Here is a 12599-nt window from a genome sequence, read left to right as displayed (position 1 = left end):
ATGCCTAGCCGGCGTCGGAGCCGTTGCCGGCGGGCGCGCCCCTGGCGTCACGGGAGTCGCCGCCCGCCTCGCCCGGCTCGTCGTCGCCCGGGCCCCGGCCGCCGTCGTCCGCGGCCAGCTCGGGCAGCAGGTCGTAGCGCGTGCGGTACAGGTCGAGCAGCGTCAGCAGCATGGCCACCACCGGGATGGCGAGCAGCGCGCCCGCGACGCCGAACATCGACGTCCCGAGGATCACGGACGCGAAGCTCACCGCGGGGTGGACGTTGACGGCGCGGGCGCTGATGCGCGGCTCGATCGTGAGGTTCTCCACCTGCTGGTAGAGGATGCCCCAGGCCAGCACGATGATGCCCAGCCAGGCGTTGTCGCTGAGCAGCCCGACGAGCACGGGCAGCGCGATGGCGATGTACGTGCCGATCGCGGGGACGAACTGCGCGACGATGCCCGTCCACAGCGCCAGGGCCAGCCACGAGGGCAGCCCGATGACGAGGAAGACGATGCCGCTCGCCGTGGCGTTGACGGTGGCCAGCACCACGCGGGCGCCGACGTACCGGCCGGTCTTCTCGGCCATGGTGTCCCACACGACGACCGTCGTCTGCTGGATGCGCGGCGGGAACAGCGAGGCGATCCAGCGGCGCAGCCGCGGGCCGTCGGCCGACAGGTAGAACAGGAACAGCGCGAACATGAAGAAGTTCGCCACGCCGCCGGCGATCGAGCCGAGCACGGTCAGCAGCCCGCCCGCCACCTGGCCGGCGACGCCGGCGACCCGCTCGGACGACAGGTCGATGTTCGCCACCAGGTCGTCGATCGAGTAGTCGGTGCCGAACCGCCGGTTGACCCACCGCAGCAGGTCCTCGGCCAGGTCGGGGATGCTGCGCACGAGGTTGGCGACCTGGTCGACGATGAGCTGGCCGAACAGCGTGAAGAAGACGGCGAGGAACAGCACGACGCCCAGCGCGACCAGCGCGGTGGCCGCGCCCCGCGGCATGTGCCGGGCGAGGCGGCCCACGGCGGGCTCCATGGCCAGCGAACCGAACCACGCCACGAACACGATGAAGATCAGCGAGCTGCCCTGGCCGAGCACGAACCGCAGCACCATGGCCAGGGCGATGATGCCGAGCACCACGAAGCCGATCCGCCAGACGTTCCCCGGGTCGAGGACGACCCGCCGGACCTCGTCCCGCGTCACCATCCGGTTGCTCGTGCGCATCACGCCTCCTCCGCTCGGACCGATCGTGCCGCACCGGCGCGCACCGCGCCCCGCACGCCACGCGCCCGGGCCCGCGCGACGCCGCACGTCAGGGGCGCGCCGGGGACGGCGTCAGCGCTGCGCCTCGAAGAACCCGCGCAGCTGGGCGGCGCACTCCCGCTCGCGCACGCCGCCGATCACCTCGACGGCGTGGTTGGCGCGCTGGTCGCGCACCAGGTCCCACACGGAGCCGGTCGCGCCGGCCTTGGGGTCCCACGCGCCGAGGACGAGGCGCTGCACCCGTGCCGCGACGAGCGCGCCGGCGCACATGACGCAGGGCTCGAGCGTGACCACGAGCGTGCAGCCCTCGAGCCGCCACTCCCCGCGGCCGACCGCGGCCTGCCGCAGGGCGAGCACCTCGGCGTGCGCCGTCGGGTCACCGGTCTCCTCGCGGCGGTTGCGGCCGAGCCCCAGGAGCCGGCCGTCCGCGTCCAGCACCAGGGCCCCGACCGGGACGTCGCCCGTGGCCGGCGCGTGCGAGGCCTCGTGCAGCGCCATGCCCATGAGCGCGTCCCACACCCGCCGGCGCTCGCCGAGCGTGGGCGGCGGGAACGTGCCGCTCACCCCGGGCAGCGCCAGGCCCCGCGGCTCGCGCGTCCCGCCGTCGTCGCGCACCCCGGCCCTCCTCGTCGCCCGCCTGTGAGGTCCCCCACCAGGCCGTCCGCCCGGCCACGTGCCGGACGCAGGGAAGGCTATAGCGCTCCCGGGCCCCGACACCTCGCGGGGTACCGTGAGCCCATGCGCCTGCACGTCGCCGACCACCCGCTCGTCGCCCACAAGCTCACCGTCCTGCGGGACCGGACCACCCCGTCCGCCACCTTCCGACAGCTCGTGGACGAGCTCGTGACGCTGCTCGCCTACGAGGCCACGCGGCACGTGCGCACCGAGCCGCACGAGATCGAGACGCCGGTGACCACGACGACGGGCGTCAAGCTGTCGTCGCCGAGCCCGATCGTCGTCCCGATCCTGCGCGCCGGGCTGGGCATGCTCGACGGCATGACCCGCCTGCTGCCCACCGCCGAGGTCGGCTTCCTCGGCCTGCAGCGCGACGAGACGACGTACGAGGCCGTCACCTACGCCAACCGCCTGCCCGACGACCTCACCGGCCGCCAGGTGTTCCTGCTCGACCCGATGCTCGCCACGGGCGGCACGCTGGTCGCGGCGATCGACTACGTCACCCAGCGCGGCGCCCGCGACGTCACCTGCGTCTGCCTGCTCGCCGCCCCCGAGGGCCTCAAGGTGGTCGAGGACGCGATGGCCGACCGCGTCGACGTGCAGGTCGTCGTCGCCAGCGTGGACGAGCGCCTGAACGAGAAGAAGTACATCGTCCCGGGCCTCGGCGACGCCGGGGACCGCCTCTACGGCATCGTCTGACCGGTCGGTCCGGCCGGGCCGGCCCTGAACGACGCTGCGGCGCCGTCCCCACCGGGGGGCGGCGCCGCAGTCGTCGTCGGCCGAGAGACCCGCGTCAGCGCGTCTCGCACGGGCCGAGCGGCTCCCAGGCGTCGCCGACCGTCGGCTTCGCCGTCCACCAGCCGAACGCCGGCACGGCCAGGTCGCTCGCGGCGCGGCTGAGCCCGCCGCGGCCGCCACCGCCGCCCCGGGCCGGCCGGTCGAACCGCGACCGGTCGGCGGCGCGCTCCCGGGCCCGGTCCGAGGCGCGCTCGCCGGCGCGCGACCCGGCCTCGGACCCCGACCCGGCCGGCGTGCCGCCGGTCGTGCTCGTGGCCGGGCTGCTCGGCGTGCCGCCGGTCGTGCCGCCGGTCGGTTCCGGCGCGGGCGTCGTGGCCGACGGCGCCGGCGTGCTGGCCCCGCCGCCCGGCGTCGCACCGGGCGTCGCGGGTCCGGCCGGTGCGTCGGTCGCGGCACCGTCGGCACCGTCGGCCCCGAGGTACCGGTAGCTCTCGTGGTCCTGGCTGACGACGTCACCCGGCGCGTAGCCGCCGGTCGCCTCGGTGGCCGCGTCCCACGGCGCCGCGCACCACCCGACGGCGGTGAACGGCTCGACCGTCAGCGTGGTGCTCCACTCCCCCGCCCGGACGGTGTACGCGGCGCCCTCGGCACCGGTCGCGCGGGGCACCTCCACCGTGGTGGTGGCGCCGGGCGCGACCATGCGGACGGCCTCGGGCTCGTCGTCCCGGTCCGTCACCCGGAACAGCACGGGCACGTTGGAGGCGGTGTTGTCGAGCACGACGCCGACGGTCCGGGACGACGTGGGCACGCCGTCGACCTCGCCAGCCTCGGGCTCGCCCGCCTCGAGCGACGCGCCCGGCCGGGCCAGCACGCACGAGGTCCCCGCGAACCGGGCGCTGCCGGTCGCCACGTGCTCGGTGCCCTCGACGGTCCGCGCGAGCTGCACGTCCACCGAGCCGCCCGGCGCGCGCAGCCACCGCCCGAGGGACACCACGACCTCGCGGGTCTCGCCCGGCGTGAGCGTCACCGCCTCGGTCCAGGCCTGGGTGCCGCCGCGGGCGACGCGGGCGCTCCACGTCGACCCGCCATCGTTGGCGAGGGTCACGGCCAGCTCCGGGCGCCCCGCCGGGCTGTCGCCCGGGGTGCAGCGCGGCGTCGCCGTGACGGTCACGTCCTGCGGCCACGCGACGGTGGCGCAGCTGGTGAACCCGGCCTGGACGGTGCCCAGCAGGCGGCCGTCGGCGAGCACGTCCACCCCCGTCGTGCCCCACGCGACCGGCACCTCGAGCGTGCCGCGCTCCCCGGCGGCCACGACCAGCGACGCGTCGCCCGCGGCGAAGGTCACCGGCAGCGTCGAGCCGCTGTTGTCCACCGGCACGCGCAGCACCGCGGTGGACGTCTCGCTCGCCGGGTCGTAGCGGCACTCCTCGGCCACCGCCGCGGCGACGTCGGCGGCGGGCGCGAGGACGGCGGCGCGGTACGCCACCGTCGGCACCTCGGCGGGCGCCGCCGCCTGGGCAGGCTCGTCGCCGTCGGCGTCGACCGTCCACCGCGTCAGCAGCAGCTCCGCCTCGCCGGCGGGCACGGAGGCCGACCCGGTGTCGACCGCCAGCGTCGCGGTCTCGCCGGCGTCCAGCGTCACCGCGGGCGCCACCTGGCCGACGGCGGCCATCCCGGCCTGCATCGCCTCGCCGGTGCGGTTGCTGACGGTCGCGACCAGGCGCACCTGGCCGTCCACGTTCTGCGGCACCACCGTGGCGTCGACGTCCCAGGCGGGCGCGTAGCAGTCCGCCGCCTCGTGGCTGCCGGCGGGCAGCGTGGTCGTGTAGGTCGTGCCGGCGACCTCGCGGGCCAGGGTCCACGTGCCGGTGCCGGCCGGCACCCGCAGGCCGCCGTCGACCGGCACGGTGACCTGCTCGCCGGGCTCGACGCGCTGCGAGGCGCTGGTGGCGCCCGCCGCGTCCAGGCGCACCGCGACCGGACCGCCGGTGGTGTTCGTCCAGGTGCCGACGACGGCGCCCCGCCCGGTGCCCGCGCCGCCGGTCGCCTCGCAGCGGGCCAGCAGGCCGCCGACGCCGCTCGCGGCGTCGGCCCAGGCGGGCGCGACGGCGACCGTGCCGGTGGCCGCCCGGACGTGGTCGGAGCCGGGCAGCACCGGCCGCACGGACACGACCTGCACGCCGGCGTCCTCCTCGGTCCCGGTCGCGGCGACCTGCAGGCGCCCCTCGACCACGTCGCCCGGCGCGAGCGGCGCACCGCCCGCGCCGGCAGGGGCGCAGGTGAGCCCTCCCGCGCCGGGGGTGCAGGCGAGGCCGCCGTCCACGGCGACCGGCACGATGCCCTCGGGCAGCTGTGCCACCACGGACCAGCCGGCCGGCACGGCGACGTCGCCCGTGCTGCGGACGGTCACGGGCAGCCACGCGGCCCCGGGGTTGGTCAGCCGCTCGACCGAGCCCACGGTGGCCGTGAGCTCCGCGCCGAACGTGTCGACGGACGTGGGCGGCAGCGGCACCTCGGCGGCCGCCAGCCCGTCGGCCCACACGGCCGCGTCGATGTCGTAGGTGCCGCCGGCCTCGGCCTCGACCTGGACGGTGACCGTCTCGGTGTCGCTGGGCTCGACGTCGCCCACGAAGCAGTCGACGACCTGGTCGCCGGCGTCCGTGCCGGTGCACGTCAGCGCCTCGACGCTCAGGGGGGTGCCGTCGTTCGGGGCGCCCGAGCTGCCGCTCGGGGACTGGGTGAGCACGGGGCGCAGGCCCTCGGGCAGCTCCAGGCGCACGGTGGTGCTGCGGGCCGTGGACCCGCCGACGTTGCGCACGTGGAAGGACATCGGCTCGGGCTCGCGCGGCTCCATCACGCCGGTGGCGACGGGCGTGACCTCGAGGTCCGGCGGGTCGACGAACGGGTTGTCGTCCGTGGCGGGCAGCAGGTTGACCGGCGACGTCGCGTCGAGCTCGAGGCCGGCCGGCACCGTGCCGAGCCGGCCGTCCTCGACGCCGTCGCCCAGGCGGTCCACGACGACGGCGGACGGCACCGCCGGGTGCGGCAGCTCCGCGCCGGAGCCCATCGAGAGCGCGACGCCGACGCCCACGGCGGCCACGGCGACCGCACCGGCGGCGGCCACGCTGGAGCCCCCGACGACGGCGGCCACGGCGGTGCTCGCGGCGGCGGCCGACCCGGCCGCCGTGCCCGCGGCGGCCGTGCTCGCGGTAGCCGTGCTCGCGGCCGCCGTGCCCGCCCCGGCGGCGGCGCCGACGGTGACCGAGCCGCCCGCAGCACCGGCGGCGGCACCCGCCCCGGCGCCGGCGAGGAGGCCCACCGGCAGCGCGCCGAGCACGCCGAGCCCCGCGACGCCGAGCACCAGCGGGGCGATGACGCCGCGCATGCCGTGGGCGACGTCGGACAGCTCCAGGACCAGGGACCGGCAGTCACCGCACGTCTCGAGGTGCGCCTCGACCTTGCCGACCTCTCGCTTGGCGAGGCTGCCGCGCACGTAGCCGCCGAGCAGGGCGTTGACGTCCCGGCAGCTGTCCGTGGGCGCGTGCGACAGGTGCTGCTGCAGGTAGCCCACGCGCAGCGCCTCGCGGGCGCGGTAGGCGAGGGCGGAGACGCCGTTCGCGGTCAGGCCGAGGATGGGCGCCACCTGGGCCGGCGGGATCCGCTCGACCTCGGTGTACCAGAGCACGGCCTGCCAGCGCTCCGGCAGCGACCGGTAGGCCTGCGCCACGACCGTCTGCTCGAAGCCGTCGAGGGCCGGGTCCTCGGGGGACGCGGCGGCCACCATCGCGGCCTCGAAGCACGCGTCGTCGTCGGTCACCTGCAGGCGCCGGTCCCGTCGCCCGACCTCGGCGGCGACGTTGCGCACCACGGTGAACAGGTAGGCGCGGAACATGGAGTCGGGGCCGCCGCCGCCGCGCAGGACGGCCAGCACGCGGGCGAACGCGTCGGCGACGACGTCCTCGGCGTCGTTGGGCGAGGACAGGAACTGCCGGGCGAGCCGGCGGGCGGCCGCGGCATGGCGCTCGTACAGGGCCCCGTAGGCGTCGAGGTCACCCCCGCGCACACCAAGGATGAGCTCAGCGTCGCTGGGCGCGGGATCGCCCCAGCCGATCTCGACGTCTGTCACACGTTCGCCGTTCTCTCACGCCAGCGCCCCAGTCCCCCCATGAGGCTCGGGTCACCATATCGCGCGCAGTCCACCCGGGTGAAACCTTTCCGAGAACCCCGGGAGCGGGTGCACCCCTTGCAAGGACTGCGCAAAGATGGTGGCCCATGGGGTTCGATGCGAGGGCTGCGCGACCGCAGACCGGGGCGTCCGACGCCGCCGGCCTGCGCGACCGGTGGCGCGCCGCCAGCCTGGCCGGGGTGTGGTTGCGGCCCGGCGACTGGTACCACCCCGCGGTCGACGCCCTCGTCGAGGCGGTAGGCGAGGACCGCTGCCCCGCTGCCGCCGCCCAGCGCCTCGGCAGCGCGCGCGGCGAGGCGGGCGTCGGCATGACGGAGGCCATGGACGACGTCGCGTGCCTCTTCGGCGCGCTCGAGCGGCCGGCGGACCCCGTCGTGCTGCGCTCCCTGGCGATCGGCTGGGCCCAGGGCTACGAGTCGCTCCCGATGCGCTCCACGGTGCGCGACCCGGCGAGCGGCCTGCCCAGCGGCGAGTACCTCGGCGAGCGCCTGCGTGAGACGTACGGCGCCGCCGTGCGCCAGGGCGCCCACGCCGGCGACACCCACTGCCTGGTCGTCCTCGACGTCGCGCTCGAGGACCTCGACGCGTGGCGCCGGTCCGCCCGGGCGGCCACCGTGGGCCGCACGCTCGACCAGGTCTTCGGCGAGGGCCACCCCATGGCCGCGCTCAGCGACGGCGTCTTCGTCGTGCTGTGCCCGCGCCGGGACCACACCGCGCAGCTCGCCCAGACGCTGCGGCGCGTCGTGGAGAAGAACGCGGCGATCCTCGGGCTGGCCGAGGTGATGCGCCGCCCCACCCGCGTGTGGGTCGAGACGCTGCCGGACTCGCACCCCGCGGCGGTCTCGCTGCTGGAGCAGCTCGCCCGCTGAGCACGGCCGGCGCGTCGGCACCGACCCGGCTCCTGCGGTCCCGGCCCCGGCCCCGGCCCGACCGGTCAGCGGGTCGCCGTGTAGGTGAGGCAGTCGGCGTGGCTCGGGTCGTCCGGCCCGGCACCGACCCGGATCGACGAGGCGCCGCACTCGAGGTCGTGGTTGAACCGGCAGTCGCCGCGCTGGCAGGCCCCCACGTGGGCGATGACCTTCTCCAGCCCGCCCTTGGTGCTGAGCGGGATGAACGTGGCGCAGGCCGCGTCACCGGTGTGGCCGGCCACCGTGATGGCACCGGCGTGACAGCCGTGGTCGTGGTTGTACCCGCAGCCCTCCACCGAGCACTCGGCGACCTCGGGCATCTCCATCAGCGTGCTCATGCTCGCTCCTCGCCTCGTGGCTGCGACGACGCCGGCCCCGGGTCGCCGTGCTACCCACGATAAGAGGGAAAAGGCAATTCACGCACGCTTCTCATGCATTTTCCTCGACGAAAGAATGCGCGACCGAGGCAATAAGAGATACGCAAGAATCGTGTTGCGAAAAGCCCGGCGGCCTCAGCGCCGCGGGGACGGGCGCCACAGCACGAGCGCCCCGCTGCTGGCACGGTCGACGTCGACCCGCAGCTCCGTGCGCCGCACGCGCTGGCCACGGGGCACCACGACGACGTCGCCGGTCGTGCCGGCGGCGAAGACGCGGCGCTCGGCCTCGACCGTCTCGGCCTGGAAGGCGAGCAGCTCGGCGAGCCGGCGCTCCAGCAGCGCCACGTGCTGCTCGAGGTCGAGGATCCGCTTGATGCCGGCGAGGTTGACGCCCTCGCCCTGGGCGAGCCGCTGCACCTCGCGCAGCCGCTCGACGTCGTTGTAGGAGTACCGCCGCCCGCGCCCCACGGTGCGGCGCGGCGTGACGAGCCCCAGCCGGTCGTACTGGCGCAGGGTCTGCGGGTGCATCCCCGCCAGCTGGGCGGCCTGGGACACGGTGAGCAGCGGAGCGTCGTCGTTCATCGCGCACCTCCTGTGCCGTTGGTCGGTCCTCGGTGACGCCGCGGCCGGCCCGCCGCGACGCCTCCCCGGGGCGGCGCGGCGGGCGAGGGTCAGGGCCGGGCGGCGCGCGCGACGAGGTCGGCGCGCACGTCCTCGTGGTCGCTCTCGGCGGCGAACGCCTCCAGCGCCTGCCTGGCCTTCCTGCTGAGCTTCTGCGGCACCACCACCTGCACCGTGACGAGCAGGTCCCCGGTGCCCTTCGGCGTCGGGACGCCGCGGCCCTTGGCGCGCAGCACGCGGCCCGACGGCGTGCCCGCCGGGATCTTGAGCCGCACGGTGTCCCCGGTCAGGGTGGGCACCTCGATCTGCGCGCCGAGGGTCGCCTCGGCGAAGGTGACCGGCACGGTGACGCGCAAGTCCTGCCCCGCCAGCGTGAAGACGGGGTGCGGCTCCACGTGCACGGTGATCACCAGGTCGCCGGCGTCGCCGCCGCCCGTTCCCGGGCGGCCCTTGCCGCGGATGCGCAGCTTCTGGCCGTCGTTGACGCCGGCGGGGATGCGCGTGGTGACCTTGCGGCCCTCGACGGTGAGCTCCACCGTGGCGCCCTCGACCGCCGTGCGGAACGGCAGCGTGGTCTCGGCCGCCAGGTCGGCGCCCTTCTCGGGCGCGGTGAAGCCGGTGCGCCGGCCGCCGCCGAACCCGCCCGCGCCCGCGCCGCCGAACATCGAGCCGAGGATGTCCTCGAACCCGGCGCCGCCGCCGGAGTAGCGCACCCGCGGGCCGCCGCCCGCCGCGCCGGCGCCCGGGGCCCCGCCGCCGAACATGGCCCCGAAGATGTCCTCGAAGCCGCCGGCGCCGCCGCCGCCCGGTCCGGCCGCGAACCGCGCGCCTCCGCCCGCCATGGCGCGGATGGCGTCGTACTGCTTGCGCTGCTCGGCGTCGGACAGCACGGCGTACGCCTCGCCGATCTCCTTGAACCGCGCCTCGGCGGCCGCGTCCCCCGGGTTCTGGTCGGGGTGGTGCTGCCGCGCGAGCCTGCGGTACGCCTTCTTGATCGCGGCGTCGTCGGCATCCTTGGGGACGCCGAGCGCGGCGTAGAAGTCCTTCTCGATCCAGTCCTGACCGGTCACGACGCCTCCCTTCTGCTGATGACGCCGAGATAGAGAGGCTGTCCGCCGCGGCGGCACCAGCCGCCGCGACCTCCAGCCTCTCTATCTCGGCGCGGTGGTCACTCGGGCCCGACGACTCCCACGCGGGCCGCGCGCACGATCTTCTCGCCGATCCGGTAGCCCGGCTCGACGACGAGCTCCACCGTCGTGGCGGTGGCCTCGGCGTCGGCCCGGTGCATGAGCGCCTCGTGCACGGTCGGGTCGAACTCCTCGCCGACCGCGCCGAACCGCTCGACGCCGAACCGGGCGAGCGTCGCGTCGATCTTCTCCGCGATCGCCGCCATGGGCCCGGACAGCTCCGCGTGCTGCTTGGCGCGCTCGAGGTCGTCGAGCACCGGCAGCAGGGCGGCGAGCACGTCCTGCGTGCCCTGGGTGCGTGCGGCCTCCTGGTCGCGCAGCGCCCGGTTGCGGTAGTTGGTGAAGGCCGCCCGCTCGCGCTGGAGCGCGTCGAGGTGCTGGGCCGCGTCCGCCTTGGCCTTCTCGAGCTCGGCCGTCTCGGCGGACGGCTCGAAGTCGAGCGCCTCGAGCGGGTCGGCCGCCTGGCCGCCCTGGTCGCCCTGGCCGCCCTGGTCGCCCTGCGGCGCCCCGGCGGCGTCGGACGCCCCCTCGGCCGGCACGCGCGGCGCGCCGGAGGTGGGGTCGACCTTGCGCTTGTCCGTGAAGTGGAACGGGGTGGCCCCCGAGCCCTCCTCGGGCTCGGGGGTGCCCGTGACGTCGCGGTCCGTCACTTCTTGTCGTCCTCGTCGTCCACGATCTCGGCGTCGACGACGTCGTCGTCGGAGGCGGCACCGGCGGAGGTGCCGCCCGCCGACGCGCCCGCGTCGCCGGCCGGGGCCTGCTGGTCGGCGGAGGCGTAGAGCGCCTGGCCGATCTTCTGCGAGGAGGCGCCGAGCTTCTCGTACGCGGCCTTGACCGCGGCGGCGTCCTCGCCCTCCAGGGCGGACTTCACGGCGGCGACGTCGGCCTCGACCTCGGACACGACGTCGGCGGGGAGCTTGTCGCGGTTGTCCGCGATCTGCTTCTCCATCGAGTACGCGAAGGCCTCCGCCTGGTTGCGCGTCTCGGCGTCCTCGCGGCGCTTCTTGTCCTCCTCGGCGTGCGCCTCGGCGTCCTTGATCATCCGCTCGATGTCGTCCTTGGGGATCGCCGAGCCGCCGGTGATCGTCATCGACTGCTCCTTGCCCGTGCCGCGGTCCTTGGCGGACACGTGCACGATGCCGTTGGCGTCGATGTCGAAGGTGACCTCGATCTGCGGCACGCCACGGGGGGCCGGGGCGATGCCGGTCAGCTCGAAGGTGCCCAGCGGCTTGTTGTCGCGCGTGAACTCGCGCTCGCCCTGGAACACCTGGATCGCGACGGACGGCTGGTTGTCCTCGGCCGTCGAGAAGATCTCCGAGCGCTTGGTCGGGATGGCCGTGTTGCGCTCGATGAGCTTGGTCATCACGCCGCCCTTGGTCTCGATGCCGAGCGACAGCGGGGTGACGTCGATGAGCAGGACGTCCTTGCGGTCGCCCTTGATGACGCCGGCCTGCAGCGCGGCGCCGACGGCCACGACCTCGTCCGGGTTGACGCCCTTGTTGGGCTCCTTGCCGCCGGTCAGCTCGCGCACGACGTCGGCCACGGCGGGCATGCGGGTCGAGCCGCCGACCAGGACCACGTGGTCGATGTCGGCCACGGAGATGCCGGCGTCGCGGATGACGTTGTGGAACGGCTCCTTGGTGCGGTCGAGCAGGTCCTGCGTCATCTGCTGGAACTGGGCGCGCGTGAGCTTCTCGTCCAGGTGGACGGGCCCGTTCTCGGACATCGACAGGTACTGCATGGAGATGGTCGTCGACGTGGCCGACGACAGCTCCTTCTTGGCCTGCTCCGCGGCCTCGCGCAGACGCTGCAGCGCGATCTTGTCCTTGGACAGGTCGACGCCCGCGGTGTTCTTCACGCGGTCGATCAGCCACTCGACGATCCGGTTGTCCCAGTCGTCGCCGCCGAGGCGGTTGTCGCCCGAGGTGGCGCGCACCTGGATGGTCGAGAAGTCGTCCTCGTCCTTGCCCACCTCGAGCAGGGAGACGTCGAACGTGCCGCCACCGAGGTCGAAGACGAGGATGAGCTCGTCCTCCTTGCCGCGGTCGAGGCCGTAGGCCAGGGCCGCCGCGGTGGGCTCGTTGACGATGCGCAGCACGTTGAGGCCGGCGATCTGGCCGGCGTCCTTCGTGGCCTGGCGCTCGGCGTCGTTGAAGTACGCCGGGACCGTGACGACCGCGTCGGTGACGGGCTCGCCCAGGTACTCCTCGGCGTCGCGCTTGAGCTTGCCCAGGATGCGGGCGCTGATCTCCTGCGGCGTGTACTTCTTGTCGTCGATCTCCTGGCTCCAGCTGGTGCCCATGTGGCGCTTGACCGAGGAGATGGTGCGGTCCACGTTCGTGACCGCCTGGCGCTTGGCGACCTCACCGACGAGCACCTCGCCGGTCTTCAAGAACGCCACGACCGAGGGCGTGGTGCGCGAGCCCTCCGCGTTGGCGATGACGGTGGGGTCCCCACCCTCCAGGACGGCGACCACCGAGTTCGTGGTGCCGAGGTCGATGCCGACTGCACGTCCCATTGCGAGTTCCTCCGGACGATCGGGTTGAGTCTGCTTCGCTCAACTTAGGTCGCCGCGGCCCGAGGCGCAAGCGCGCGGCGTCGAAGTTGAGCCTGCCTGACTCAACCTTGTGATGGGGGCGGCTATTCCCGCGCGTCGAGCGG

General features: G+C 75.1%; 10 protein-coding genes. 2 read left to right on the top strand and 8 right to left on the bottom strand.

The features are described from left to right. Positions 1-4 precede the first annotated feature (4 nt). Both U5M74_RS05790 and U5M74_RS05785 read right to left on the bottom strand, forming a co-directional pair. The gene (locus U5M74_RS05790; protein ID WP_410907006.1) at positions 5-1207 is read right to left on the bottom strand and encodes an AI-2E family transporter; all 1203 of its coding nucleotides are present in this window, start codon (positions 1205-1207) and stop codon (positions 5-7) included. A 111-nt stretch (positions 1208-1318) separates the two neighbouring features. After that, positions 1319-1750 (bottom strand): nucleoside deaminase, encoded by a 432-nt coding sequence (locus U5M74_RS05785; protein ID WP_410907287.1) that lies wholly within the window; start codon positions 1748-1750, stop codon positions 1319-1321. Positions 1751-1984: 234 nt separating this feature from the next. Here U5M74_RS05785 and upp point away from each other — a divergent pair, with 234 nt between their 5' ends. Next, positions 1985-2620, top strand: coding sequence for a uracil phosphoribosyltransferase (gene upp, locus U5M74_RS05780; RefSeq protein WP_410907004.1), 636 nt, complete (start codon positions 1985-1987; stop codon positions 2618-2620). A gap of 94 nt (positions 2621-2714) precedes the next feature. On the opposite strand, the gene U5M74_RS05775 is transcribed toward upp, so the two are convergent. After that, positions 2715-6785, bottom strand: a complete 4071-nt coding sequence (locus tag U5M74_RS05775) for a sigma-70 family RNA polymerase sigma factor (protein WP_410907002.1) — start codon at positions 6783-6785, stop codon at positions 2715-2717. Positions 6786-6931: 146 nt separating this feature from the next. Here U5M74_RS05775 and U5M74_RS05770 point away from each other — a divergent pair, with 146 nt between their 5' ends. Beyond that, positions 6932-7714: a hypothetical protein gene (locus U5M74_RS05770; RefSeq protein ID WP_410907000.1), complete on the top strand. Its 783-nt coding sequence runs from the start codon at positions 6932-6934 to the stop codon at positions 7712-7714. Between the two features lie 65 nt (positions 7715-7779). Here the strand turns inward: U5M74_RS05770 and U5M74_RS05765 are convergent, their stop codons facing one another. From U5M74_RS05765 to dnaK, 5 genes are all read right to left on the bottom strand, one after another. Beyond that, a complete protein-coding gene (locus U5M74_RS05765; RefSeq protein WP_410906998.1) occupies positions 7780-8091 on the bottom strand; it encodes a DUF1540 domain-containing protein in 312 nt (103 codons plus the stop codon). A gap of 174 nt (positions 8092-8265) precedes the next feature. Continuing rightward, entirely contained in the window at positions 8266-8712 is a 447-nt protein-coding gene (locus U5M74_RS05760; RefSeq protein WP_069984649.1) for a heat shock protein transcriptional repressor HspR, read from the bottom strand. Between the two features lie 89 nt (positions 8713-8801). Further along, on the bottom strand, positions 8802-9821 hold the full coding sequence (locus U5M74_RS05755; RefSeq protein WP_410906996.1) for a DnaJ C-terminal domain-containing protein: 1020 nt from the start codon (positions 9819-9821) through the stop codon (positions 8802-8804). Positions 9822-9919: 98 nt separating this feature from the next. After that, positions 9920-10588, bottom strand: a complete 669-nt coding sequence (grpE, locus tag U5M74_RS05750; protein WP_410906994.1) for a nucleotide exchange factor GrpE — start codon at positions 10586-10588, stop codon at positions 9920-9922. Continuing rightward, positions 10585-12456, bottom strand: coding sequence for a molecular chaperone DnaK (dnaK, locus tag U5M74_RS05745; RefSeq protein WP_410906992.1), 1872 nt, complete (start codon positions 12454-12456; stop codon positions 10585-10587). Before dnaK ends, grpE begins: the two co-directional genes overlap by 4 nt. Positions 12457-12599: the final 143 nt, after the last annotated feature.

The sequence above is a fragment of the Puerhibacterium sp. TATVAM-FAB25 genome, from assembly GCF_046535855.1.
GTDB classification, from domain to species: Bacteria; Actinomycetota; Actinomycetes; order Actinomycetales; family Cellulomonadaceae; genus Puerhibacterium; species Puerhibacterium variabilis_A.
This window is presented reverse-complemented; position numbering and strand designations above follow the sequence as displayed.